This is a genomic window from Anaerococcus sp. Marseille-P9784 (assembly GCF_902500265.1).
Classification (GTDB): domain Bacteria; phylum Bacillota; class Clostridia; order Tissierellales; family Peptoniphilaceae; genus Anaerococcus.
Genome location: NZ_CABVOZ010000003.1, coordinates 49,306 through 73,506, shown reverse-complemented (window position 1 = coordinate 73,506; position 24,201 = coordinate 49,306). Strand labels below are relative to the sequence as shown.

The window sequence follows — 24,201 nt, the reverse complement described above, 5'->3', positions numbered from 1 at the left end:
TTAGCAACTAATCTAAAGAGTTCTTTTTAACTTAGTCTATGTTCTGATGTTATTGCTAGTGCTTTTACTTCCCTAGCATTTTTTTCTTTTAAAACTTTTCCAATTTCCTTTACGGTATTTCCTGTCGTTATAATATCATCAATTATCAAAATAGATTTATCTTTTAAATCGCAATCAAGACTAAAAGCTCCCTTTAGATTATAAGATCTTTCTTCATTGTTTAGCTTGTGTTGAGCTTTTGTTTCAGATATTTTTCTAAAATTTTCTAGGTAATTTGGCTCAATTTGGTCAATAAAATAATCTGTTATCATTTTGATATGGTCAAAACCTCTTTTGTTTAAGACTTTTTTTGAAGATGGTGATGGTAAAATATAATCACAAGAAAATAAGTCATTAACTTTGCCATAATCAAAAATCATGCTGGCGAATACTTTAGCCAAAGAAGTATTTCTATTAAATTTGTAATCTGCTACTAATTTTTTCATCTCTTCGTTGTAGTAATAGATAGCATGGGCAGAAATATCATTAATATCAAATTTATTTGCCACATAATCCAATTTTTTTAAGCATTTTTTGCACAAAAAATGATGAGAAATAGGATTTTCCTTGCAAAGATAGCAGGTATTTTTATCCAAAAATAAAAAGTCAATCAAAATTCATATTCTCCATTTCCTTTATCCAATAGGATAAATTTGTAAATCTTTTGTTGGAATAATTATTATCTATCATTTGCTTTAAAATTCTTTTTTCCCCAACCAAGACAAGTAATTTTTTGGCACGAGTTATGCCTGTGTATAGCAGATTTCTATTTAAAAGCATTGGTGCAACCTGCATCATCGGGATTATTACACAATCAAATTCTGAACCTTGTGACTTATGAATTGTAATTGCATAGGAAAGTTCCAAATCTTTTATATCTTCTTTATTGTAGTTTACCAAAGATCCATCGTAAAAAATTACTTTTATAATCTCTTCTTGATAATCTATACTTTCGATAAAGCCAATATCACCATTATAAACTCCCTCAGCATCTACTGATGAATTTTCTGGAATTAGATCATAATTATTTCTAATTTGCATAACTTTATCATCTCTTTTAAAAATTTTATCATTTATTTTGAGACTTTTTTCTGACTTATTTAGCAATTTTTGTAGATTTTTATTGATATTTTGAGAACCCCAATTAGTTTTTTTGCTTGGGCATAATATTTGTATATCTTTTATGCTGTCAAAGTTATAAAATTTTGCTAGTCTATTGGAAACTAAATCTCCAAGTACAAAATCAAAATTATTCTGATTTGCCTCTATGAAAAAAAAGTCCTTGTCAGCTTCATTTAATATCGGGTACTGACCCTTGTTTATCTTATGGGCATTTACTATGATATTTGATTTAAGTGATTGCCTATAAATTTTTTCAAGTCTTACGGTTTTGATATTTGTATTTATAATATCTTTTAAAACATTTCCAGGACCCACAGAAGGAAGTTGGTCGCTATCTCCTACCATAATTAGGGCAGTATTTTCGGAAATAGCTGATAAAAGTTGTCGCATCAAATAAATATCAACCATACTCATCTCATCTACGATAATATAATCTTTATCAATTGGATTATCTTGATTATATAAAGCAACTTTTTCGTCAGGCTTAATGCCTAAAAGTCTATGAATTGTAAAGGCTTGTTCGTTTGAAGATTCTTGAATTCTCTTTGCAGCTCTGCCTGTTGGTGCAAGAAGAGCATAAGTTAGTTTATTGTCGGTTAATATTTTTGTAATAGCTTTAATAACTGTAGTTTTTCCAGTACCTGGACCACCAGTTATTACTAAAAGCATATTCTTAAAAGCTTCAGCAATTGCATTTTCTTGCTCTTTTGAAAATATGGAAAAATCAAAATCTATATCTACATCAAAAATATAAGGACTGTTTTTCTTTAAAAATAATGCAGTTGCGATAAATTTTTCTGCCTTGAACAAAGAATTTTTGTAAACATATTTCTCATCTTCTATTATGACTATGTCGATTTTTCCCTCTATGGCATCATCGTCTATCTCTTTTTTTATATCTTCGTTTTTGATATTTAATAGCTTTGAAACCTTTTTTACAAGCAAATCGTATTCTAAAGAGCAGTGGCCGTTAAAATCAGCTTCGTAGGATAAAATATAATTTATACCGGCTGAAATCCTAAATTTTGAATTTGAGGCTATTTGCATATTAAAGGCTATTTTATCAGCGATAGCAAAACCTATGCCAGAAATATCTTCTACTAGCTTGTAGGGGTTAGATTTGATGATATCTATGGTGTTTTCCTTATAAAGCTTATAAATTTTCATTGATAAGTTGTAGGAAATATTTAAGTTTTGTAAAAATAAAATGGTATCCCTTGATTCTTTAAGATCATTTGATGAAATTTTAATTTCTTCTAATTTTTTCTTGCCAATGCCTTTTATTTTTAAAAGCTTCTCAGGATTTTTGTAAATAATATCGATGGAATCTTTGCCAAATTCATTATATATATCAATAGCAGTTTTTTTGCCTATTCCTTTGATATTTGAATTGGCAAGAAAATTTATAATTCCTGTCTTGTCATTAGGTTTTACTAAACTTATAGAATCTACATTTATCTGTTCACCATATTTATCATGATAAACTAAAGTTCCAATGATATTTACATTGTCGCCTTCATTAAAAATAGGCATAGTGCCAACACAAGTTATAGAATCGTCAGATGTTTTTAGCTTTATTATAGTATAGCCATTTTCTTCATTTCTATAAATTATATTAGTTACTATGCCTTTGATTTCCATTTATTTTACTTTAACTCTCTTTATGTCAGCTCCCAATTTTCTAAATTTACCCTCAAGGTCGCTGTAGCCCCTATCTATATGATAAATATCAGAAACTCTGGTTTCGCCTTTTGCTGTAAGTCCAGCCATAACTAAAGCTGCACCAGCTCTAAGATCTGTCGCTTTTACGCTAGCTCCATGAAGTCTATCAACTCCAACAACAGTTGCTCTATTACCACTAGTTGCAATTGCTGCTCCCATTTTGTTAAGTTGTTCAACGTGCATGAATCTGTTTTCAAAAACGGTTTCTTGGATTCTACTTTCCCCATCGCAAACCGTCATAAGTGCCATAAATTGGGCTTGTGCATCCGTAGGAAAACCTGGATATGGAAGAGTTTGAACATTTGTTGGTTTTAACCTATGGTTTGTACTAACTCTAATTATATCCTCATCTTCATATTCTTCTACACTTGCTCCCATCTCGATAAGTTTTGCTATAATTGGTCTAATGTGAGAACCTATAACATTTTTTATTGTTACATCACCCTTTGTCATCACTGCAGCTATCATATAACTTGCTGCTTCAATCCTATCAGGGATTATTGTATGACGAGCACCAGTAAGTTTTTCTACTCCTTCAATAACTATTGTAGAAGTTCCAGCTCCTTTTATCTTTGCACCCATTTTTGATAAAAACGAAGCCAAGTCAACGATTTCTGGTTCTTTTGCAGCATTTTCTATGGTTGTTTCGCCTTTTGCTAAAGTTGCTGCCATCATTATATTTTGTGTAGCGCCTACTGATGGAAAGTCTAGGTATATTTCATTGCCAAAAAGCTCCCCATTAGTTGTTATTGAAATTTCGTCATCATTTACCATGCTTTCTGCACCTAATGCTTGAAAACCCTTAAGATGTAGATCGATTGGTCTTGCACCAATATTACAACCTCCGGGAGCTTTTGTGTAGGCTTTTTTAAATCTTGATAAAAGAGGACCCATTACCACAAAAGATGCACGCATTTTATCCATCAATTCAAATGGAGTTTCACAGGTGTTTATATTTGAAGAATCAATTCTTACAGTTTCCTCATCAATGTATTCAACCTTACTTCCTAAATGTCTTAATACATCTATCATTATCTCTACATCTTTTAATTTAGGAACTGCATCTAATATAATTTCTTCAGTTCCCAAAACGCAAGCTGCAAGTATTGGCAAGGCCGAGTTTTTTGCTCCTGATATACAAACCTCTCCCTCTAAAGGTTTGCCTCCATTTATTACTAATATTTCTTTATTATCCATTTAATATTCCTTTATTTTGTGCCAAATAATCTATCTCCCGCATCGCCAAGACCTGGTACAATATAACTATTTTCATTTAATCCCTCATCAAGTTGAGCTACAGTTATAGCCACATCTGGATGTTCTTTGCCTAATTTTTCTAGGCCTTCTGGAGCTGCAATTATAGAAAGTAATCTTATAGAATTGCAACCTTTTTCTTTAAGTTTTTCTATAGCATCGCAAGCAGATCCACCTGTAGCAAGCATTGGATCAATTACGAAAATATCTCTTTTATCTACATCTAGCGGTAATTTTGAATAATATTCAACTGGTTTTAAGGTTTTCTCATCTCTATACATACCAATGTGTCCAATTTTGGCAGCTGGGAAAACTTCCAAAACTCCATCAACCATTCCAAGTCCTGCTCTAAGAATTGGCACTATACCTAGCTTTTTGCCTGATAATCTGTAGCCAGTTGTTTTTGTTATTGGAGTTTCTACTTCATATTCTTCTAATTCTAAATCCTTGCTAGCTTCATAAGCTAAAATCATTGCAATTTCTTTAATTATTGATCTAAATTCATTTGATCCAGTATTTATATCTCTTAAAATAGAAATTTTATGTTTAATTACTGGGTGGTCTAATACTTTTACTCTCTCTTGCATATTCTCTCCTATAAGTAAATTACATTTCCTGATGCTGATTTTTTCATCCTATTCATTATACTCTTACCCAAGTTTATTTCTTCAACTCCTTGAGCTAGGATTACATCTACATTTTCCATATCCATCAATCTTAAGGATGTAAATAAAACATGACTCATATAAGATAAGTCAGCTTTATCTCCTAAGCTAATTAAAAAATAGTCCTTAAAATCATTCTTATATTGATCAAAAACTAATACACCAACTTTTAATCCTTTTTCTTCTAATTCCAAAGCCTTAGTTTTTATGGCTTCTTCTGATTTTTCTCCTAGGTAAACTTCCATTTTTGCTTTTGGTGCATAATGTTTATATTTTTGTCCTGGAGATTTAGGAATTTTTGAATTATCAACTAAACTATCATCTAATTTTACATCTGATAAAATTTCTTTGATAAATTCAAAGGTAAAAAATCCTGGTCTTAAAATAGTTGGAATATCTTCACTCATATCAATTACTGTTGATTCTATTCCAATATCAGATTCGCCGCCATCTAAAATAAGATTGATCTTGCCGTTCATATCATTATATACATCATCTGCTCTAGTAGGAGATGGCCTTCCTGAAATATTGGCACTTGGTGCTGCTATTGGTGTATTTGAAGCTTCGATTAGGTTTTGTGCGATTTTATTGCTTGGAAATCTAATAGCAACAGTATCTAGCCCTGCAGTTATTATATTTGGTATTATTTTTGATTTTTTAAAAATAATAGTTAGTGGGCCTGGCCAACATTTATCTATTAGTTTTTTTGATTTTGGATCTACATTTTCTACTAAATTATACAACATAGATATATTAGAAATATGTAAAATTAATGGATTATCTGATGGCCTACCTTTAGCTTCAAATATTTTTTTACAAGCATTTTCATTAAGTCCATCTGCTCCTAATCCATAAACAGTTTCTGTAGGAAAAGCTACAAGCTCACCATTTTTTATAAGGTCACTTGCTTTTTTTATAATATTTTCATCTATATTTTTGCTATCTAATTTAGAAATCTTCGTAATCATATTTTGCCTTTTTTTCTAAATTTTCTATCTGTTTTTTTATATCATCATCGATTATCAAGGTATAAGTTGGATCCATGTGAATGCTTAGTTTTATTCCCACTTCTTCTTTTATTCTTTTTTGTATATCTGTTATAAGCATATGAGCAACAAGCAAGGATAAATTTTGTGCAATTTCAACATCCACAGAGCCATCTACATGACCTTTTCCATATTCATGGATTTCTAGATTATGAAAACCAACTATAAAATCATTATCAAGAAGTATTTTCGAAATTTTTTCTTCAATTTCCGGATTTATTCTTTTGCCAACCAAATAATTAACCGTATCCTTAAACATATTAAATCCAGGTATAAAGACTGCTACAGATAAGAAAATACCTGCTATTGCATCTACATTGAAATCCACATATTTTTGGACATATAAACTTATGATGATTGCAAGTGTTGATAAGATATCATTTCTTGAATCTACCATAACTCCATAGTTTAGCTCGGAATCTAATTTAAAAAAGAGTCTCCTATTTAAAATATAAATATAAATTTTTGCCAAAATACTTAAAATAAGAATTAAAGCAATTGTAAAATTCATTTGTACAAAATTATCATCTTTAAATTTGCCAATGGAATTTAGAAACAATTGAAATCCCACATACATTATTAAAATTCCAACAAGCATAGAAACTAAAAACTCCATCCTTCCGTGTCCGTGAGGATGCTCTTTATCCGCAGGTTTTCTACTTAATTTTGAACCCAAAAATGCTAAAATAGCAACTATTGTATCAGATAAATTATTAAAGGCGTCGTTTATTATACTTGCTGAATTTGCTATTAGTCCTATCACTAACTTGCTGATAGCTAGTATTATATTTAAGACGATGGATATTGAAGATGAAAGTGATATTAATTTTAATCTTACTTCAGGATTATCTATATTTTTGTAGTCTTTTATAAATCTTTCAGAAAGAAAATTAAACAACTTATTCTCCTATATGTTCAAGTTTCCTGGTTTGATCTTCTGCTATCAAAGAGTCGATCATTTCTTCAATATCTCCATTTAGAAAATCTTCTAGTTGGTAAATAGTTTTATTTATCCTATGATCAGTTATTCTTCCTTGTGGGAAATTATAGGTTCTTATTCTCTCACTTCTATCTCCAGTACCAACTTGAGATTTTCTATTATCTGCAATTTCCTTGTTTCTTTTTTCTTCTTCTATTTCATAAAGACGAGCTCTAAGAACTCTCATTGCCTTATCTTTATTTTTAATTTGAGATTTTTCATCTTGGCAAGTTACAACTAAGCCTGTTGGAATGTGGGTAATTCTTACAGCAGAATCTGTTGTATTTACAGATTGACCACCATTTCCAGAAGATCTATAAACATCAACTCTTAAATCATTTGGGTCAATATTTATGTCTACATCATCAACCTCTGGTAAAACTGCAACTGTTGCTGTGGATGTATGAATTCTTCCACCAGATTCTGTTTCAGGAACACGTTGAACTCTGTGAACTCCAGATTCATATTTTAATTTTGAATAAGCTCCTTCGCCTTTTACGACAAAAGTAGCTTCTTTTATTCCTCCAACTCCTTGAGTTTGAACTTCTATTTCTTCTGTTTTAAAGCCAGCCTTATCAGCATACATATTGTACATCCTGTATAAGTCACCAGCAAAAAGTCCAGCTTCATCTCCACCAGCACCTGGCCTAATTTCAACAATAACGTCTTTGGTGTCGTTAGGATCTTTTGGAATAAGAAGAATTTTTAAATCATTATTGTAAATTTCTAAATTTTTCTTTTCTTCTGCAATTTGATCTTTTAGCATTTCAACCATTTCGCTATCGTTAGTTTCATTTAGTAATTCTTGATTTTCCTCAATTGTGGCTTCAGCTTTTAAAATTTCTTCGTATTTTTCTACAACTGGTTTAAGGGAATTGTATTCTCTAGAAATTTTGGTAAACTCATCTATATTAGATAAAATTGCTGGATCGGCAAGTTTACTTTCAAGTTCTTTGTAATTTTCTCTTATATGGTTTAAATTATCAAACATATTTATCCTTTCTTTGCTATAACAAATCTATCAAAACCATTAAAATCTTTTAAATTTTCAATATTTTTAAAATCAGATTTGACCAACAGCTTATTTATCTCATCCTTTTGATCATATCCAATTTCAAAAATCAAATGACCATCTTCTTTTAAGAACTTATTGGCTTCACTTATGATTTTCCTATAAAAATATAAGCCATCTTCTCCACCATAAAGAGCATTTTTAGGCTCGTAATACAATTTTTCATCCAAATTCATATAATCTTTTTTGTTGATATAAGGTGGATTTGAAATTATTATATCAAATTTTTCTTCGATATTATCAAATAAATCAGAAATTTTAAATTCCACATTTGGTAAGCTTAAATTATTCTTATTTTCATTTGATAGGTCAATAGCTTCTCTACTTATATCAAGGCCTATAATTTGTGAATTAGGAAGATTGTAAGCTAAACTTAAGCTAATTGCCCCTGATCCTGAACCGATGTCTAATATTTTATCTTTATCATAATCTGATTTAATTATATAATCTATTATTATCTCAGTTTCAAATCTTGGAATTAAGGCTCTTTGATCTACTTTTAATTTAAGATTATAAAAATTCCAATAGCCAATTGCATATTGGAGTGGATATCCTTTTTCTATTTTACTTTCAATTTCTAGAATTTTCTTGCTTAAATCACTATCAAGCTTTTGATTTGGATTTAAATACAAATATGATTTTGGTTTATCCAATAAGTAAGTTAGAGCTATTATTAAATCTTCGTTCTTTCTTTCTATTATATCTTTTATTTTCATTATGCACACAAAAATAAGGTTAGTTGCCTAACCTTATTATTTTCTTCCATATCTTTTGTTGAATTTTTCTACATTACCACCACGTTCAGCGTTTCTTTGTTTACCTGAGTAGAATGGATGGCAATTGCTGCAAACTTCTACCTTGATTTCTTCTTCTGTAGAACCTACTGTAAATTCGTTTCCACAAGAAATGCAGGTAACTTTAGCTTGGTGATATTCTGGATGTAATTCTTTTTTCATATAAACACCTCTATTTTCCTTCATTCAATAAGCATTTTTTATTATACCATGTATTTAAAAACAAATCAAGTTAAAGTGTTCTATTTATTAATTCTACAAATCTTTCGTTAGAATCTGTTCTTTTCAAAAGATCAATTAATTCAACAATTGAACCAGTTGCGTCCATTTGTGATTTTCTAATTTTGAAAATTGCTTCAAGTTCTTCTTTTGATAATAATAATTCTTCTTTTCTAGTTGATGATTTTTCTATGTTGATAGCTGGGAAAATTCTTCTATCTGATAATCTTCTATCCAAATGAACTTCCATATTTCCAGTTCCTTTGAATTCCTCAAAAATCAAATCGTCCATACGAGATCCTGTTTCAACCAAAGCTGTTGCTAGAATAGTAAGTGATCCACCATTTTCAACATTTCTTGCAGCTCCAAAAAATTGTTTTGGACCTACCAAAGCCATAGGATCAAGACCTCCAGATAAAGTTTTTCCAGATTGTGGAGTTATGATGTTGTAGGCTCTTGCAAGTCTTGTTATTGAATCTAATAGTATTACCACGTCTTTTTTATCTTCGACAAATCTTTTGGCACGTTCCAAGATCATCTCTGCTATTTCTACATGATTTTGTGGTGGCATATCAAAAGTTGATGATGCAACCTCTGTTCTCATATAGTCATTGTCTGGATCTCTATATTCATTTACAAATCTTATGAAATCTGTAACTTCTTCTGGTCTTTCATCTATTAGCAAAACAAATATTTTAATATCATCGTAATTTTTTTCAATAGATCTTTCTATGTTTTTGATAAGAGTTGTTTTTCCAGCTTTAGGTTGAGATACGATAAGACCTCTTTGACCTTTTCCAATTGGGGAAATTATGTCTACAATTCTTCCAGAAATATCTCTATTGCTAGTTTCTAATTTAATTCTTTGATTTGGATAAATTGGAGTTAAATCATCAAATCCAACTCTGTTAAATGCATCTGCTGGCTTTTGGCCGTTAACATCGCTTACAAATATTAATGGTGCAAATTTATCTTTATCGTGTTTTTCGCGAGCAATTCCCCTTATATAGTCCCCTGTTTTTAGCTTAAACATTTTTATCTGCTTAGGTGGTACGTAAATATCGTCATCACCTTGTTCATATAAGTCGGATCTTAAAAAACCAAATCCATCTGGTAAAATTTCAAGTACACCTTCGCAATCGAATTTTTCACCTAAATCATTGTCTTGTTTTTCTTTTTGCTCTTCTTCCTTTTCTTTTTTTGCCTCTTCTATTAATTTTATAAGTTCATCTTTTTTGTACCTAGTAACTGAAGGAATCTCTAGTGACTTTGCAATTTCCCTTAGACTAGCTACAGTATTTTCTGTTAAATTTTCCATATATACCTTAAAAAAGGGATTGCTTCTTAATATTAAGTTGCAACCCCTAATAATTTTTTTATTTGTTAGCTGAGCCTTCACTGCCCATCATAGCAATTTTTTCATATAAAACTTCTTTGATTGCTTCTGTTCCTGGAGCCAATAATTTTCTAGGATCGTATCCCTTGCCTTCTTTATCTTTGCCAGCTTCAATATATTCTCTTGTAGCCTTTGCAAAAGCAATTTGACATTCTGTGTTTACATTTATTTTTGACACACCTAGGCTTATGGCTTTTTTGATTTGATCTTCTGGAATTCCTGTTCCACCATGTAATACCAATGGCATTTTCACAGCATCAGAAATTTCTTTTAGTCTGTCAAAGTTTAGGCCTTTCCAATTAGCTGGATAAACTCCATGGATATTACCTATACCTGCTGCCAAGAAATCTATGCCACAAGCGGCAATTTTTTTGCATTCTTCAACATCTGCAAGTTCACCCTCGCTTGCAACTCCATCTTCTTCTCCACCGATTCCACCAACTTCAGCTTCAACTGAGATGTTTTTGCTGTGAGCAAGAGCTACTATTTCTTTTGTTTTTTCGATATTTTCTTCTAGTGGCAATGAAGAACCGTCAAACATTACTGATGTAAATCCAGCTTCTATACAAGCTTTTGCTCCCTCATAAGAACCATGGTCAAGGTGAATTGCTACTGGAACTGTGATATTTAAGCTATCATGCATAGCGCGAACTAAATCTGCAACAACTTTAAATCCGCCCATATATTTTGCAGCACCTTCACTTGATGCTATGATAACTGCTGTCTTTTTTTCTTCTGCTGCTTCTAAAATTGCTCTGGTCCATTCTAAGTTGTTTGTGTTAAAATGAGCTATAGCGTAACCATTTTCATAAGCCTTGTCCAAAAATTCTTTTGCATTAACTAACATTTCATTCTCCTTATAAAATTTCAAAATTTCTAGCTATTATCATAATACCCTATTATTTTCTTAAATCTTCACTAATTTGAGATACTATTTTAGAAATTGCTTCTCCTTTATCAATTAACAAATTCTTCATATCAATTCTTTTAGAATATTCAACTTGTCCATTTATGGCATCTTTTCCAACTGTTATTCTATAAGGAATTCCAATTAGATCTCTATCGTTAAATTTAACTCCAGCTCTTTCTTTTCTATCATCTAATAAAACTTCAATACCTTTAGCTTTTAGGCTTTGATATATATCTTCAGCAAGTTTAACTTGATTTTCATCTTTTGTATTTACAAGGGTAATTATAGCTTGGAATGGAGCTACTGATGTTGGCCAAATTATTCCATTTTCATCGTAATTTTGCTCAACGATTGCTGATATTGATCTTGATACTCCTATGCCGTAAGAGCCCATTATAAATGGCTTACTTACACCATTTTCATCTAGAAAGTTTGCATTTAAAGCTTCTGAGTATTTTGTTCCAAGTTGGAAAATATTTCCTACTTCTATACCTCTTGCTGATTTGTATAATCCTGACCCATTGTAAGCAGGATCATTTTCTTTTGCCAAGATCAAATCTTCTGCAATTTCGCCATCAAAATCTCTACCATAATTTGCATTGATATAATGATGGTCATCTTTGTTTGCTCCAACTACTAAATTGTTTATTTCTGTAAGACTTTTATCTATAATAATTCTTGCATCTTTTAGGCCAATTGGTCCTGTAAATCCAGCTTTGGCTGAAGTAATTTTTAAGATAGATTCATCATCTAACATTTGGATTTCATGTTCTGGAACTTTAAGATATGATATGAGTTTTGCCATATTTAGCTCTCTATTTCCAGGAATAAATACGAAAACTGGTTCTCCTTCTACCAATAAATCAATTGCCTTTGCACATTTTGAAGGATCTACATCCAAAAAGTTAGAAACTTCTTCGATAGTTTTGGTATCGATTGTTTCTACCAATTCTAGTTTTCTTTCTTCTTCTCTTATAGGATCGATTTTTATTCTAGCTTTTTCATCTGTGTAGGCATCATCACTTCCATCGGTGTATAATATTACACCTTCTCCACTTTCAGAAAGAGCAATAAATTCATGTGATTTTCTTCCACCCATTGCCCCATTGTCACCTTCAACTATCTTATACTCTAGTTTCATCTGATCAAAGGCATATTCATAAGCTTTCCACATATTCATATAAGATTTTTCAAGACCTTCATAATCCTTATCAAAAGTATAAGCATCTTTCATTAGGAAATCTCTTGAACGATTTATACCAAATCTTGGTCTTTTTTCATCTCTAAATTTATCTACAATTTGATAAAGATTAAGAGGTAATTGCTTGTAGGAATTTATTTCATCTTTTATAAGTGCCACAAAAGCTTCCTCAGCTGTTGGTCCAAGGGCATATTCTCTTTCGTGTCTATCTTTTAATTTAAACATCTCTGGACCAAATGTATCCCATCTACCTGATGCCTCCCAAATTTCTCTAGGTTGCAAAATTGATGTGGAAACTTCAATTGCTCCATATTCGTTCATAGCATCTCTAACAATTTTTTCAATTTTATTTAAAACTAACTTGCCTAATGGTAAGAATGAATATATTCCAGATGCTTGTTTTCTAATATATCCTGCTCTTACTAATAATTTGTGACTTACAGTTTCAGCATCAACTGGGTCTTCTCTTAATGTTGGCATATAATAATTTGATAATCTCATATTTTTTTAATCCTTTAGGGATAAACCTATCCTTTCTTTTTCTTTGTCTATTTCAATAACTTTTACTTCGACAATATCTGAATTTGTCAAAACTTCGTTTGGGTTTTTTATAAATTTATCACTCATATTTGATATATGAATAAGTCCATCAATTCCAACACCAATATCGACAAAAGCACCAAAATCCGTTATGTTTCTAACTTTTCCAGAAATTTTATCTCCAATTTTTAAATCGTCTATTGTCATAATTTCTGATTTTGTTAAAACTTCTGGGTTATCATCTCTTGGATCTCTTCCAGGCTTTTTTAATTCATCGATAATATCTTTTAGAGTTGGCAATCCAACTTCTAATTTTTCGCTAATTTCTTCTAAATTTATATCATCAAGATCGTAATTTATTATTTCTTTGGCAATTTTATAACTTTCAGGGTGTACTGATGTATTATCTAAAATTTCTGGTGAATCTGGAAATCTTAAAAATCCTGCTGCTAATTTATAGGTTTTATCCCCAAGACCTTTAACTTTTTTTAGGTCTTTCCTATAAATTAATTTGCCTTCTTTGAAGTCTTCTTCAATTCTTTTTGCTAAAGTTAAGTTTAGACCAGACACATATGACAATAACTTATAAGAAGCATTATTTATGCTTACTCCAACCTCATTTACAGAATCTTCCACGACTTTTGAAAGTTCATTATCTAATTTCTTTTCATTTAAGTCGTGTTGGTATTGGCCAATACCTATGTGTTTTGGCTCAATTTTTACAAGTTCTGCCATTGGATCTTGAAGTCTACGAGCCATGGAAATTGCTCCTCTGATTGTTACATCCAAATCTGGAAATTCTTCTTCTCCAAGGCTTGATGCAGAATAAACTGACGCCCCAGCTTCATTTACAATTGCATAAGAAATTTTTTCATCTAAACTTTCAATAAGCTTATTTACAAAAATTTCTGTTTCACGACTTGCAGTTGCATTGCCAAGAGCTATTAAATTTACTCCATGTTTTTTAATAAGATTTGTAAGTATTTCTAAAGCTTCTTTTTCTTTTTTGTGAGGAATTACCGGGTAAATTACCGCTTGGTCTAAATATTTCCCGTTGCTATCTACTACTGCAACTTTGCATCCTGTTCTATAACCTGGGTCAAGACCCATAACAACCTTGCTTTTTATTGGTCTTTGTAATAAATAAGGTTTTAAATTTTTAGAAAAAACTTTGATTGATTCATCTTCAGCAATTTCTGTAATATTATTTCTCATTTCGGTAGAAATTGACGGTAAAATCAATCTTTTGTAAGCATCGTTTATACAAATATCTAATAATTCCTTTTGGTAGGTGTTATTTGTTTGATATAAATTGCTTATAAGTTTTTTATTATATTCATCAGAAAATTCAAGTTTTACGCTTAAAGCTCCTTCTTTTTCTCCACGATTTATGGCAAGAGTTTGGTAAGCCTTAAGATCTTTTATTTTTTTATTAAAATCATGATAGGGTTCATATTGATTTTTATCATCTTCTTTTTTGCTTACAAGAATTCTTGCTCTCATAAAGCCATCACGTCTTACGATATTTCTGGCATCTAGGTTGTTATTTATATCTTCTGCCATTATATCAAGAGCTTTTTCAATTGCAAGCTCAGGCGAATCTATATCCTCATTTACAAATTCTTTTGCAAAGTTAATTGCGTCATCGTTATCTTTTGCTTTAGAAAAAAGATAAGCAAATAGTGGCTCAAGTCCCAATTCTTTTGCCATATCGGCACGAGTTTTCCTTTTTTTCTTATAGGGATTATAAATATCTTCTAGCAAAGTTAGAGAATTTGTCTCTAAAATTTTTGCTTTTAATTCATCAGTTAAATTATCTGAATTTTCTAAAGCACTTATAATCTCTTCTTGTCTTTTTTCTATATTTCTTAATTTATTAAGATTTTTTTCGATTTCTCTTACTTCAACATCAGTAAGATTACCAGTTTTTTCTTTTCTATATCTTGCAATAAAAGCTACAGTTGAGCCTTCATCCAAAAGTTCTATAACATTTTCAATTTTATTTGCTTCGATTTTTAATTCTTCAGCTAAAATATTTACTATATCCATAATTTCCTTTATAAAATAAACAACTTCAAAAAATAAATTAACAACAAATGAGCCGGATAAAATATGTAAAATAGCCATTTGCTTTGTTTCCCTTTTTTACCATTATATAACATAAGTAGTGGGATTGATAAATAGACAAAACCATAGGTCATTTCGATAGCATAGCCCCACACCTCTAATTCAAAGAAAAATCCCACAAATAGGGCGATAGCGGTAGAAATTTTTCTATTTCTTGTTAGATATATCAAAACTATCGCCAATACACCCTTATAACTATAATCCGTTTTTAAAATATTTCCAAGAGCCATGCCGACAAGGCTTATCAATATTATAAAGATTATTTTGATGATGTCATTTTTCTCTGATTGAAAAACTTTTTCTATGGCAAATATGGTTAATGCTCCAATAAGCAAGGTAAAAATTACATTTTGACTTCCAAAATCAAATAAGGAATCATTTAATGCCAAATCAAAGGGAATTTCTGAGATTAGAGCAAAAATTAGCATCCTTAAAAAATATTTTTTTATATCAGTGCTATAAATCACAGCTTGCACTGTAAAAAAACAAAAAATAGGCATAGAAATTCTACCGATAAAGACAAAGATATCAGCAAGCACCCAATATTTTTCTCCAATCAAATAGAGAAAATCACTTTGGGCAAGGTGAGATAAAAACATGGCAATAATTGCTATTATTTTGATTTGTCCGCCTGTTATAAAATTCCTATCTCTAAACCAGACTTTTTTGTATTCTTCTTTTGATTTTAAATTTATAATTTCCATAATTCACCTAATTGCCCGAAATAAAGTTTATTTTATATTTAGGAAAATTCATGCTTATGTTCTTACCACCAACATTTGCATAATCCATTTGATCGATATCAAAAATATTTGATGGATCAAAAAATACAACTTTGCTAAAAGGTTTAGTTTTTGGCGAAATTTCTAGTTCAAACTTATAAGCATCTTTATCTTTGGCATATTCTATCAAGATGTCAATAAATCTACCATAATCGTATTCATTAAAAGTTTTAAATTCCAAGTCGATTTTGTATTGATCATTTTCTTGGATCTTAAATTTAGCCTTATCACTAGTATAAGAAAGTTTTTCTTTAGTAGATAAATTGGTAATTGTCATTGTTGTTAGATTAACGTACTGATCTGAATCCATAGAAATTATCTTTAGTAAATCAGTATTTGATAATTTGTTAATAAATTCATCTTCCTTAATTTTATTAATAGGAACTTCTATTTTTTCTTCTTCGTCGTCAATTTTTGATTTTAGGAGTTCTTCCTTGATTTTTTTACTGTCTATGGTATCTGTTGGATCATCGTCATTTTTGCTAAATTCGCTTTTTCTAATTCTCCTACCTTGATTTTTGGACTGATTAGAAGATTTTTTTTCTTTTTCATCTTCATTTAAGAAATCTTTGATCTCTTTAAAATTCATTTTTTCATTAATTAGTATATTATCCTTGCTTGATAAATATTTATAAGTAGAGTAAGTGGTTTTGAAAACCATATACAAAAAACTTAAAGACGTTGCTATTCTTATAATATCTTTGGGAATAAAATTCTTGTAATTTAAAATATTTATCACAAGCATTAGCATAAAAGGTGAGATTCCAGAGAAATTCAAAAAGTCCTTAAGCTTTGATTTTTTTACTTCTTCTTTTTCTTCACTAAGACTTTCTTTTTTTACTAGCATTTTAAATACTTTTACAAAAAATACTAGAAATCCTAAAACATAAAGTACAGTCACAGCATTATAAACTTGTGGATAATTATCATAGATATTAAAAGGTAATTTTTTTATAGTATAATCGATCCCAAAGGCAAAAATTAGCAGTAAAAGTCCTGTTTTTCTAAAGGTTTTTGATATCAAAAATATAAGCAAAAATAAGATAATTAAGCCCAATCCTATGTAAATCATATAATCATTAGCAGGTATTGCTTGTAATTGTCTTAAAATAAAAGAATAATCCATAATAACTCCTTGTATAATTATATCAAATTCGTTTAAGCTTACAAATTTATTTTAATATTTTTGGATTAATTATAAAAGAAAGTATAATAAAAAATATGCTTCAATAGCTCAATTGGCAGAGCAACGGTATCGTAAACCGTAGGTTGCAGGTTCAATTCCTGTTTGAAGCTCCAAAATCCAAAAGACCTAGATCTTATTTAATCTAGGTCTTTATTGTTTTAAAAACAATTTCATTTTGAATTTTTAAAGTCTTAGTATTTATTATTAAATCTTTTCCTAATTATCCTTATCTTGTATTATATAATTTGCCAAATCAAGCAAATCTTTTGCCATATAATAATTATCGCCCAAAAGATCGTAAATTGCATCTTCTGTTAAAATTCCTTGGTTTATATCTTCTGGAATTTTACCTTCGTTTGAAGCATCAAAATCATCCATAAAATCCTTAGAATAATAATATTTTTCCAATTTTTCTAATTCTTTTTGGTGGTTTTTAAATTTTTCCAAGGCTTGTCTTAAATTTTCTGTGATTTTGATATGGTCTTCGTAGATTTTTGTATAATCTTTAATGTGTTCGTAATTCATTTTATCCTCTTATTTCGTAAATTTTTTCTATTATTTGGTCAATATCTTCTTTTATCTTATGAGCTTTGCTCAAAGATCCACTATTTGTGGCAACAATTATTATATCCAAATTTTTCAAAAAAACAATTAATTGTCCACCAGTTCCTGATGCAAAAATAGTATTTTTATCAGAAATCCAAAGCCCCAAGCCATAATAATCTTCTGACAAAAATTTTCTTTGATTTTCATTGGTATTTTTTTCTATTGGCTTTTGCATTAGATCTACATATGATTTATCAATAATTTTTCTACCATTAAATATTCCATTATTTGCTATAAGCTTGCCAATTTTTAGCATGTCATAGGCGTTTAATTTTATTTTTGTAGCACCTGCTAGATATTTTCCATATTTTCCCCAAGATCTATCTTTTATATCCAAGGGAACAAGCAAATCCTCATTTATAAAATCAAAAAGATCATATTCTAAATATTCTTCCATAGTTGCGGAAAGCAAATAATATCCAGCATTAGAATACAAAAATTCCTTTCCAGGCTTAAAATAAAGTGGATAGTTAATGCAATAGTCAAAAAGATTATCATAGTCACTTTCTTTTAAATCCTTGGAAAAAAGCAGCAAATCTCTATATCCAGTAGTATGTGTCAGTAAGTGTTTTACTTTGACTTCTTTGAGATTTTTTAAATTTTTCTTATTGGTTAAATTGATTTTATCTTTAATAATAGGAAAAATTTCAGTTTCCAATGAAAATTCACCAAAAGTTTCATCAATTAATATCCCACATGCTAAAGAGAGGACAGTTTTTGATATAGATCTAACATCAAAGACCTTATCATTTGCTAAATCTAGAATATAGTCTGAATTATTATTATATATTATCAAACTTTCTGCTGAATTTTTATTTTCAATTATTTTATTTGCAAATTTTTCAATATTTTCCATAATTTCTAAATTCAAAATTTATCCAAATTGTTAAAAGGCTTTTTTATAGATATTTAAGACATCTTCTTCTACTAAATGTTTAAATCCGTTTATTTCTGGAGTTTTTCTATTATTCATGCAATTTTTTGCCATGGTTGGTAAATCTTCTTCGCTAAATGATTCATCTCTAAGCTTTGTAGGGATTCCAATAGATGAGAAAAATTCTCTTAGAGCTTCTATGGCTTTTTTTGCATCTTCATTGGTAGATTCGCTTTTTTCTAAGTTAAATACATTGTAGCCAAATTCCGCGATTTTTTCACTAGTTTCATCGTCTAAACAATATTCCAACCAATATGGAGTTAAAATTGCTAGTCCTACTCCGTGGGTTATATCTCTTAGTGCTGATAATTCATGTTCCATCGCATGAACTGACCAAGCAGTTGATTTTCCAGCATCCAACAAGCCATTTATAGCCCAGGAATTTGCCCACATCAAATTAGCGCGAGCTTCGTAATTTTCTGGATCTTTTATTGCTATCGGCCCATATTTTATACAAGTTTTTAAAATCCCTTCAGAAAATCTATCTTGCAAATAACATCCGTCATTTAAGGAAAAATAATTTTCCATAGTGTGACTCATAATATCAGCTGTTCCAGCAGCTGTATGGTAAGAATTTACAGTATAAGTGTACTCTGGATTCATAATTGCAAATTTTGGTCTTACAAATTCTGAACCCCAACCCAATTTTTGTGAAGTTTCTTCATTGGTTATTACAGAAGATGTATCCATCTCAGAACCTGTTGCTGCAAGTGTTAGGATACTGCCTATAGGAAGTGCGTTTTCTACTTTTGCTTTGCCAATTACAATATCCCAAGGGTCATTTTCAATTAAAGCTCCAGCTGCAACAAGTTTTGCAGTATCGATTACAGAACCACCACCGACAGCAAGTATGAAGTCGATTTTATTTTCCTTTGCAATCTTTACTCCCATACGAACTTTGTCTATTCTTGGATTTGGAACTATTCCTTGCAATTCGAAAGATTCAATCGAATTTTCAGAAAATATTTTTATTATTTGATCATAAAGACCAATTTTTTTTATGCTTTTTTGTCCATATATTAAAAGCACTTTGCTTCCGTATTTTTTTATCTCTCCTGCTAAATTTTTAAGTTGATCTTTGCCAAATAAAATCTTTGTTGAAATGTCAAATGTAAAATCTTTCATAAACTCTCCTTAATTGTAAAATTACCTTTATCTTTTAATTTCTACCCTACTTTCAATAATAATAAGCAAAAAATAAAAAAGCATGGATCTTTCTATATATGAGATTTCCCATGCTCATAGGTTAAAATTAATTTTCTAATCAAATATAAAATCTCTCTTATACATATGAAAGTAATTTTATTAAAATTAAATCGAAATTTATCTTAACTATTTATTATTTTAAGTATTTCATCTTTTTTGGTTTTGCTATAAGTTTGAGTAAACTCATTGCCAAAGACTCTTATTTTTATCTTAAATGAATTTTCATCTTTGCTATTATCGGTAAATATTTCTTTGATTTCACTAAGTTCTACTAGTTTTAATAATGGAGTAGAACCCATAAAAATAAGTACCTTCCCATTAGCAATTCCAGGAAAAAAGACAATTGAATATACAAGTAAAATTGTTGAAATGGCAAGAGTATATCCAATAAAATTATTATAATATCTATAGGCCATATAAAGAACAATTACTGCATAAAAAACTAATATACCAATAATAATAGGCTCTTTTTCCACATAATAAGTTACTTTTCTTTTCAAATTATAGTTATAAATAAAGGCAGAAATAAATACTAATAATAAAATAATTTTCGCCACAAAATCTCCTAACTTAATTTCTAAACTTCTTTTATTGGAAACAAAAACTTTTTAAGTGTATTATCTTTTGAAATTGCTTAATAATTTCAATATCTTCTATATTATATCAACTTCCTTCTATTATCCCAAAATTTTATGCTTGTGTTATTGGATCGTCTCTAAATTTCCAGTAGAGAAAGTGATTAAAAATAAGTAATTTAATAAAATATAAGTTATTTTAATACTATTGTTTTAACAATTCAATAATTTCATCTTGTGCATTTCTTCCTTCTCTAAAAAATCTTACCAATGGATAACAATGACACATTCCCTTGCCTACAATAATTTCATATGGAACATGATATTTTTCCATTGCTTTTTTAAATTCGTCAGCAAAGGCATAGAGGCATTCATTTTCGCCGTAATAAAAATATGTTTTCGGAAAGTCGGTATAATCTCCAACCGTTCCGTCTAGCATATATTCAGGTATGTCTTTATCTCCTTTTGAGATTTCTCTTGCAGTTTTAATATACGTAGGTTCAATCATTATGTCATTGTGGTTAAGTTCTTTTAATTTCTCCCAAATTTCTTTGTTCTCATCGACAGTTACATCCGGAATTCCTCCCGGAGAAACTGAAATAATCTTGCCTGGCATTGGAAGCGGTCTTCCTAAAGCATTATTATTTAGAAAAATCCCTAGTGATAGACAAGCTCCCGATGAAAATCCGAGAACACTTATGTTTTCGGCCTTATAAGTTTTGGTCATAAGTCTATAAGTTTCAAAACAAATTTCATATGTCTTATCTATCTTTACATCTTCTGAACAAAGTGGATAAAATAAAAACTATACATCTTTTCCGGTTTGTTGCATTATTCTTTCCGACAAAGCAAAGTCCAATTTGTCCGGTTGTGTTATCATTCCTCCACCAAATAGATAAAGAACTGCGCCTTCTGAAGGAATTTGATTTTTTTGATATGAAATCAGTCTGTAACCCATAACATCCCTGTCATAAAGATAGTAATTTTTTCTCGTAGCTCTTTTCTTTGCCTTTTCTAAATCAAATACTATTTTTGCATTTTCACCTTTTGCATACTCAAGTATCTCTTCCTTGTTCTTTAAAAACATTTTTTTGACTCCGATAAGTCTTACAATTGTCGATGCAATTTTATAAGTTAAGCTCATTTTATTCTACTCCAATAATAATAAATTAATCACAAACTATACCAATTTCTTATTCATATAACATTGGTTCATTCTCTATCACCTGTGATAAAATAATCACAACAATCTGCTCCATTTGCTATCGTGCCTTTTCTATGTAAAACTCCATGTTGAAGACTTATCATAAGCTCATCAAGTTCACAGAATAGCGGCATTAATTCATGTACCCCAAGCTTTTTAGTGTATGTACAAATAGGACAACGAGTAATTCTGTAATAACAAGCGCCCTCATATGGTTCTCCCTCAAAATCGACCTTAAATGATGTGGGATAGAGTTTTTCTTTTTCTTCTGTATACCATTTATAATACTTAACTATATTTTTCTTATTGGCTTCTTTTCCTCTCTTAGTATTTAGATTAGTTAATGAAAAAAACCATTTGACAAAATACAGAGAGCGACGCATCATTTCCTGGATGGTCTCTGGTGCAATTTCTTTTTCGCTTGCTAAATATGGTGCAACAAATACAAGAGCGAACATCTCATTGTATGCCATGGGATTATCATTGCCGATATCATCCGCTTCTTCTACTAGTTTTCGATAAATTATTTTGCTTTTTTTGAGGATATTCTTGGCATACTCCTTTCCATATTTTTCCACCAAAACTTTTTTCATAGGATGTTGAAACTGATAGAAATAAAAACTGTGATATTTCATTTTATCCTTTGCCTTTCTTTATCTTATCTATTTTCTTGCGATGAAAACGACTTGTTTTTTTCTGTCCAAATGATATTGACAATTAAAGCCCAATTTTTCAAGCATTTTTGTTAAGTCGTCGGGTGTGTATACTTCCATTTCTATCATATGCGCTAATTTTTTTACATCTCTTCTTTTCATAGATGATACTTCATTGCATATTAAAAATTGTCCGCCTTTTTTAAGCACACGATAAATTTCTTTAAAACATTCTTCTATTTCATTCCAAAAATATATAGTTTCAAAAGCAGTGACGATATCTATAGATTCATCTTCAAAAGGAAGATTCTTTACATCTCCCAGAAAAATCTCGCATCTTCCTAACTCAATCGCTTCTTTATTTATCTCACTTGACATTTTTACACTTGTTTCTGAATGGTCAATACCGTAAACTTTTTTTGCTTTAGTTAAAAAATATTCTATGTTGGCTCCACCACCACAGCCCAAATCTAATACAGTATAATCTTTATCAATATTTAAGTAAGATCTTCCCCACTTAGCTAATTTCTCATGACCGCTATTCATACTTTTTAACATAAATCTTCCGCCAAAATTGTCTTTAGGCTTTCTAAAATTTTCAAAAAAACTCTTAAACATTTCCTCCTCCCATTGATACTGATTATCATTTAAATTATATCATGTTTACTTTTAAAATTAAATATTTTTAGTAAAAATGTGCACTTTTTATAAATTATCAATATCTAAACACCTTAATGAATTCATATCTATCATTTATAACTCTTATTGTTCTATAAAAGGCTATATTTGTGTCGATTAGCCATTTAAGCTTTAATGAAAAATTTTTTTCTACATTTTTTGTAATCTGAAAATATTCGTATAAAATTATTAACTATCGTCCACTTTTAAAGCTGGAACCTCAAAAGATAATTTTTAAAGACTTGACTGCCTAAATTCTTTTTAGTTAACACATATCACCTATATCTCTGCTTAATGAATTTTACACAAAAGAAAAGCACCTATCATTTTTTGATAGATGCTTAATTAAATCGCATACTTATTTTAGCCACAACAATATCCTATATCACAGGCGATACTCACAATAGGCTCTTCATTAAAATAAGCTAAGGAAATATAAGTACTATAGAATTCAATAGTGTCATCAGCAAGCTTTGAAGAATATTTCCAGGGACATAACATCAACCATCTTTTAATATCAGACTTATATTCTTCTAGAGATTGCCCTTTTTTGAAAACTCTACTACCTACATCTAAAAACTCTAACTCTTCTTTACTTAAATCATTATCTCTCAAGACTTTACTCCTCTTATAGATTAATATTACTATTTGATTTTACTATACCATTAACCTATTTAATAAGAATCCATCAAAATCATCTTGAGTAGCTACTTCTTTGTATTTGTAGTCGTCATTATTCTTTTCTGTAAACATTTCGTTTACTAGTCCAATCGTTAGTAGGGATAAGACAGAATATGTAAAGTTAGCTTATGAGTATTTTATTTTTTTGAAGAATGAAACCTATTTAATAAAAAAAAGAGCAGCCTTTTAAGCTACTCTTGTTGAAAGTACAAATGCAGAATTACTGAGTTTATTTCTTTGGTATCAACGCCATAGTCTCCACATGTCCTGAAATTACAGTATGAATAACTTAAAACATTTTACAGAAGTCTCATATCTGGAATTTATCAATTTTCTATTTTCCTTATAATTAAGCTTTTGCATCCACGAAAGGCATCTAAGTCTTATTTTAATTCATTTTGTTTTTCTTTATTCAGCCAAGATACAAGCTTTAGTTGAAACAAAAAGCTCTTGTGGTCTATTTCATACTTATACTAGAAGCGTTGAAAAGCTATTATTTTAGATACCAGACCTGTGGTTGCAATTTATTGATATCATTGAAAAGTTTTAATGATTTCCTAGCATCAGCTTGTTTCTTTTTCAATTTTAAGCTTGAAATTACTTTATCAAC

24 protein-coding genes and 1 tRNA gene are annotated in these 24,201 nt (G+C 29.9%); 1 reads left to right on the top strand and 24 read right to left on the bottom strand.

Annotated elements, in window-relative coordinates; translation table 11 throughout:
* Positions 1 to 26: 26 nt before the first annotated feature.
* The 15 genes from GAN53_RS06945 to GAN53_RS06875 form a co-directional block, all read right to left on the bottom strand.
* Positions 27 to 653 (bottom strand): ComF family protein, encoded by a 627-nt coding sequence (locus GAN53_RS06945; RefSeq protein WP_151410392.1) that lies wholly within the window; start codon positions 651 to 653, stop codon positions 27 to 29.
* Positions 646 to 2,802 carry an ATP-dependent RecD-like DNA helicase gene (locus GAN53_RS06940; RefSeq protein WP_151410391.1) on the bottom strand — a complete coding sequence of 719 codons (2,157 nt, stop codon included), beginning with the start codon at positions 2,800 to 2,802 and terminating at the stop codon, positions 646 to 648. The genes GAN53_RS06945 and GAN53_RS06940 overlap by 8 nt, the downstream gene beginning before the upstream one ends.
* Positions 2,803 to 4,080, bottom strand: coding sequence for a UDP-N-acetylglucosamine 1-carboxyvinyltransferase (gene murA / locus GAN53_RS06935; protein WP_151410390.1), 1,278 nt, complete (start codon positions 4,078 to 4,080; stop codon positions 2,803 to 2,805). It abuts the gene before it with no gap.
* An 11-nt stretch (positions 4,081 to 4,091) separates the two neighbouring features.
* On the bottom strand, positions 4,092 to 4,724 hold the full coding sequence (gene upp / locus GAN53_RS06930) for a uracil phosphoribosyltransferase (protein WP_151410389.1): 633 nt from the start codon (positions 4,722 to 4,724) through the stop codon (positions 4,092 to 4,094).
* An 8-nt stretch (positions 4,725 to 4,732) separates the two neighbouring features.
* Positions 4,733 to 5,770: an L-threonylcarbamoyladenylate synthase gene (locus tag GAN53_RS06925; RefSeq protein WP_151410388.1), complete on the bottom strand. Its 1,038-nt coding sequence runs from the start codon at positions 5,768 to 5,770 to the stop codon at positions 4,733 to 4,735.
* On the bottom strand, positions 5,751 to 6,746 hold the full coding sequence (locus GAN53_RS06920; RefSeq protein ID WP_151410387.1) for a cation diffusion facilitator family transporter: 996 nt from the start codon (positions 6,744 to 6,746) through the stop codon (positions 5,751 to 5,753). The genes GAN53_RS06925 and GAN53_RS06920 overlap by 20 nt, the downstream gene beginning before the upstream one ends.
* 1 nt (position 6,747) lies before the next feature.
* A complete protein-coding gene (prfA, locus tag GAN53_RS06915; RefSeq protein ID WP_151410386.1) occupies positions 6,748 to 7,818 on the bottom strand; it encodes a peptide chain release factor 1 in 1,071 nt (356 codons plus the stop codon).
* 2 nt (positions 7,819 to 7,820) lie between these two features.
* Positions 7,821 to 8,615 carry a peptide chain release factor N(5)-glutamine methyltransferase gene (gene prmC / locus GAN53_RS06910; RefSeq protein WP_151410385.1) on the bottom strand — a complete coding sequence of 265 codons (795 nt, stop codon included), beginning with the start codon at positions 8,613 to 8,615 and terminating at the stop codon, positions 7,821 to 7,823.
* Between the two features lie 36 nt (positions 8,616 to 8,651).
* Positions 8,652 to 8,855 (bottom strand): 50S ribosomal protein L31, encoded by a 204-nt coding sequence (gene rpmE, locus GAN53_RS06905; protein ID WP_099320817.1) that lies wholly within the window; start codon positions 8,853 to 8,855, stop codon positions 8,652 to 8,654.
* Between the two features lie 70 nt (positions 8,856 to 8,925).
* Positions 8,926 to 10,230: a transcription termination factor Rho gene (rho, locus tag GAN53_RS06900; RefSeq protein WP_151410384.1), complete on the bottom strand. Its 1,305-nt coding sequence runs from the start codon at positions 10,228 to 10,230 to the stop codon at positions 8,926 to 8,928.
* A 58-nt stretch (positions 10,231 to 10,288) separates the two neighbouring features.
* Positions 10,289 to 11,155: a class II fructose-1,6-bisphosphate aldolase gene (gene fba, locus GAN53_RS06895; RefSeq protein WP_151410383.1), complete on the bottom strand. Its 867-nt coding sequence runs from the start codon at positions 11,153 to 11,155 to the stop codon at positions 10,289 to 10,291.
* A 52-nt stretch (positions 11,156 to 11,207) separates the two neighbouring features.
* Positions 11,208 to 12,920 carry a proline--tRNA ligase gene (locus GAN53_RS06890; RefSeq protein WP_151410381.1) on the bottom strand — a complete coding sequence of 571 codons (1,713 nt, stop codon included), beginning with the start codon at positions 12,918 to 12,920 and terminating at the stop codon, positions 11,208 to 11,210.
* 6 nt (positions 12,921 to 12,926) lie between these two features.
* Entirely contained in the window at positions 12,927 to 15,008 is a 2,082-nt protein-coding gene (locus GAN53_RS06885) for a Tex-like N-terminal domain-containing protein (RefSeq protein WP_151410379.1), read from the bottom strand.
* An 8-nt stretch (positions 15,009 to 15,016) separates the two neighbouring features.
* Positions 15,017 to 15,790, bottom strand: coding sequence for a TraX family protein (locus tag GAN53_RS06880; RefSeq protein ID WP_151410377.1), 774 nt, complete (start codon positions 15,788 to 15,790; stop codon positions 15,017 to 15,019).
* 7 nt (positions 15,791 to 15,797) lie between these two features.
* The gene (locus GAN53_RS06875; RefSeq protein WP_151410374.1) at positions 15,798 to 16,994 is read right to left on the bottom strand and encodes a hypothetical protein; all 1,197 of its coding nucleotides are present in this window, start codon (positions 16,992 to 16,994) and stop codon (positions 15,798 to 15,800) included.
* Positions 16,995 to 17,091: 97 nt separating this feature from the next.
* On the opposite strand from GAN53_RS06875, the gene GAN53_RS06870 reads away from it, so the two are divergent.
* A tRNA-Thr gene (locus tag GAN53_RS06870) sits at positions 17,092 to 17,167 on the top strand.
* Positions 17,168 to 17,270: 103 nt separating this feature from the next.
* Here GAN53_RS06870 and GAN53_RS06865 read toward each other — a convergent pair.
* The 9 genes from GAN53_RS06865 to GAN53_RS06830 form a co-directional block, all read right to left on the bottom strand.
* Positions 17,271 to 17,579, bottom strand: coding sequence for a DUF4298 domain-containing protein (locus tag GAN53_RS06865; RefSeq protein ID WP_099320822.1), 309 nt, complete (start codon positions 17,577 to 17,579; stop codon positions 17,271 to 17,273).
* A 1-nt stretch (position 17,580) separates the two neighbouring features.
* Positions 17,581 to 18,531 carry a serine hydrolase domain-containing protein gene (locus GAN53_RS06860; protein WP_151410373.1) on the bottom strand — a complete coding sequence of 317 codons (951 nt, stop codon included), beginning with the start codon at positions 18,529 to 18,531 and terminating at the stop codon, positions 17,581 to 17,583.
* Positions 18,532 to 18,546: 15 nt separating this feature from the next.
* The gene (locus GAN53_RS06855; RefSeq protein ID WP_151410371.1) at positions 18,547 to 19,719 is read right to left on the bottom strand and encodes an iron-containing alcohol dehydrogenase; all 1,173 of its coding nucleotides are present in this window, start codon (positions 19,717 to 19,719) and stop codon (positions 18,547 to 18,549) included.
* 203 nt (positions 19,720 to 19,922) lie between these two features.
* Entirely contained in the window at positions 19,923 to 20,357 is a 435-nt protein-coding gene (locus GAN53_RS06850; RefSeq protein WP_151410369.1) for a hypothetical protein, read from the bottom strand.
* Positions 20,358 to 20,580: 223 nt separating this feature from the next.
* Positions 20,581 to 21,144, bottom strand: coding sequence for an alpha/beta hydrolase fold domain-containing protein (locus tag GAN53_RS09875; RefSeq protein WP_412835131.1), 564 nt, complete (start codon positions 21,142 to 21,144; stop codon positions 20,581 to 20,583).
* 36 nt (positions 21,145 to 21,180) lie between these two features.
* Positions 21,181 to 21,519, bottom strand: coding sequence for a hypothetical protein (locus GAN53_RS09870; RefSeq protein WP_225791845.1), 339 nt, complete (start codon positions 21,517 to 21,519; stop codon positions 21,181 to 21,183).
* A 68-nt stretch (positions 21,520 to 21,587) separates the two neighbouring features.
* Positions 21,588 to 22,214, bottom strand: a complete 627-nt coding sequence (locus tag GAN53_RS06840; RefSeq protein ID WP_151410368.1) for an L-2-amino-thiazoline-4-carboxylic acid hydrolase — start codon at positions 22,212 to 22,214, stop codon at positions 21,588 to 21,590.
* A gap of 27 nt (positions 22,215 to 22,241) precedes the next feature.
* Positions 22,242 to 22,850 carry a class I SAM-dependent methyltransferase gene (locus tag GAN53_RS06835; protein ID WP_151410366.1) on the bottom strand — a complete coding sequence of 203 codons (609 nt, stop codon included), beginning with the start codon at positions 22,848 to 22,850 and terminating at the stop codon, positions 22,242 to 22,244.
* A 423-nt stretch (positions 22,851 to 23,273) separates the two neighbouring features.
* Entirely contained in the window at positions 23,274 to 23,525 is a 252-nt protein-coding gene (locus tag GAN53_RS06830) for a hypothetical protein (RefSeq protein ID WP_151410364.1), read from the bottom strand.
* Positions 23,526 to 24,201 lie beyond the last annotated feature (676 nt).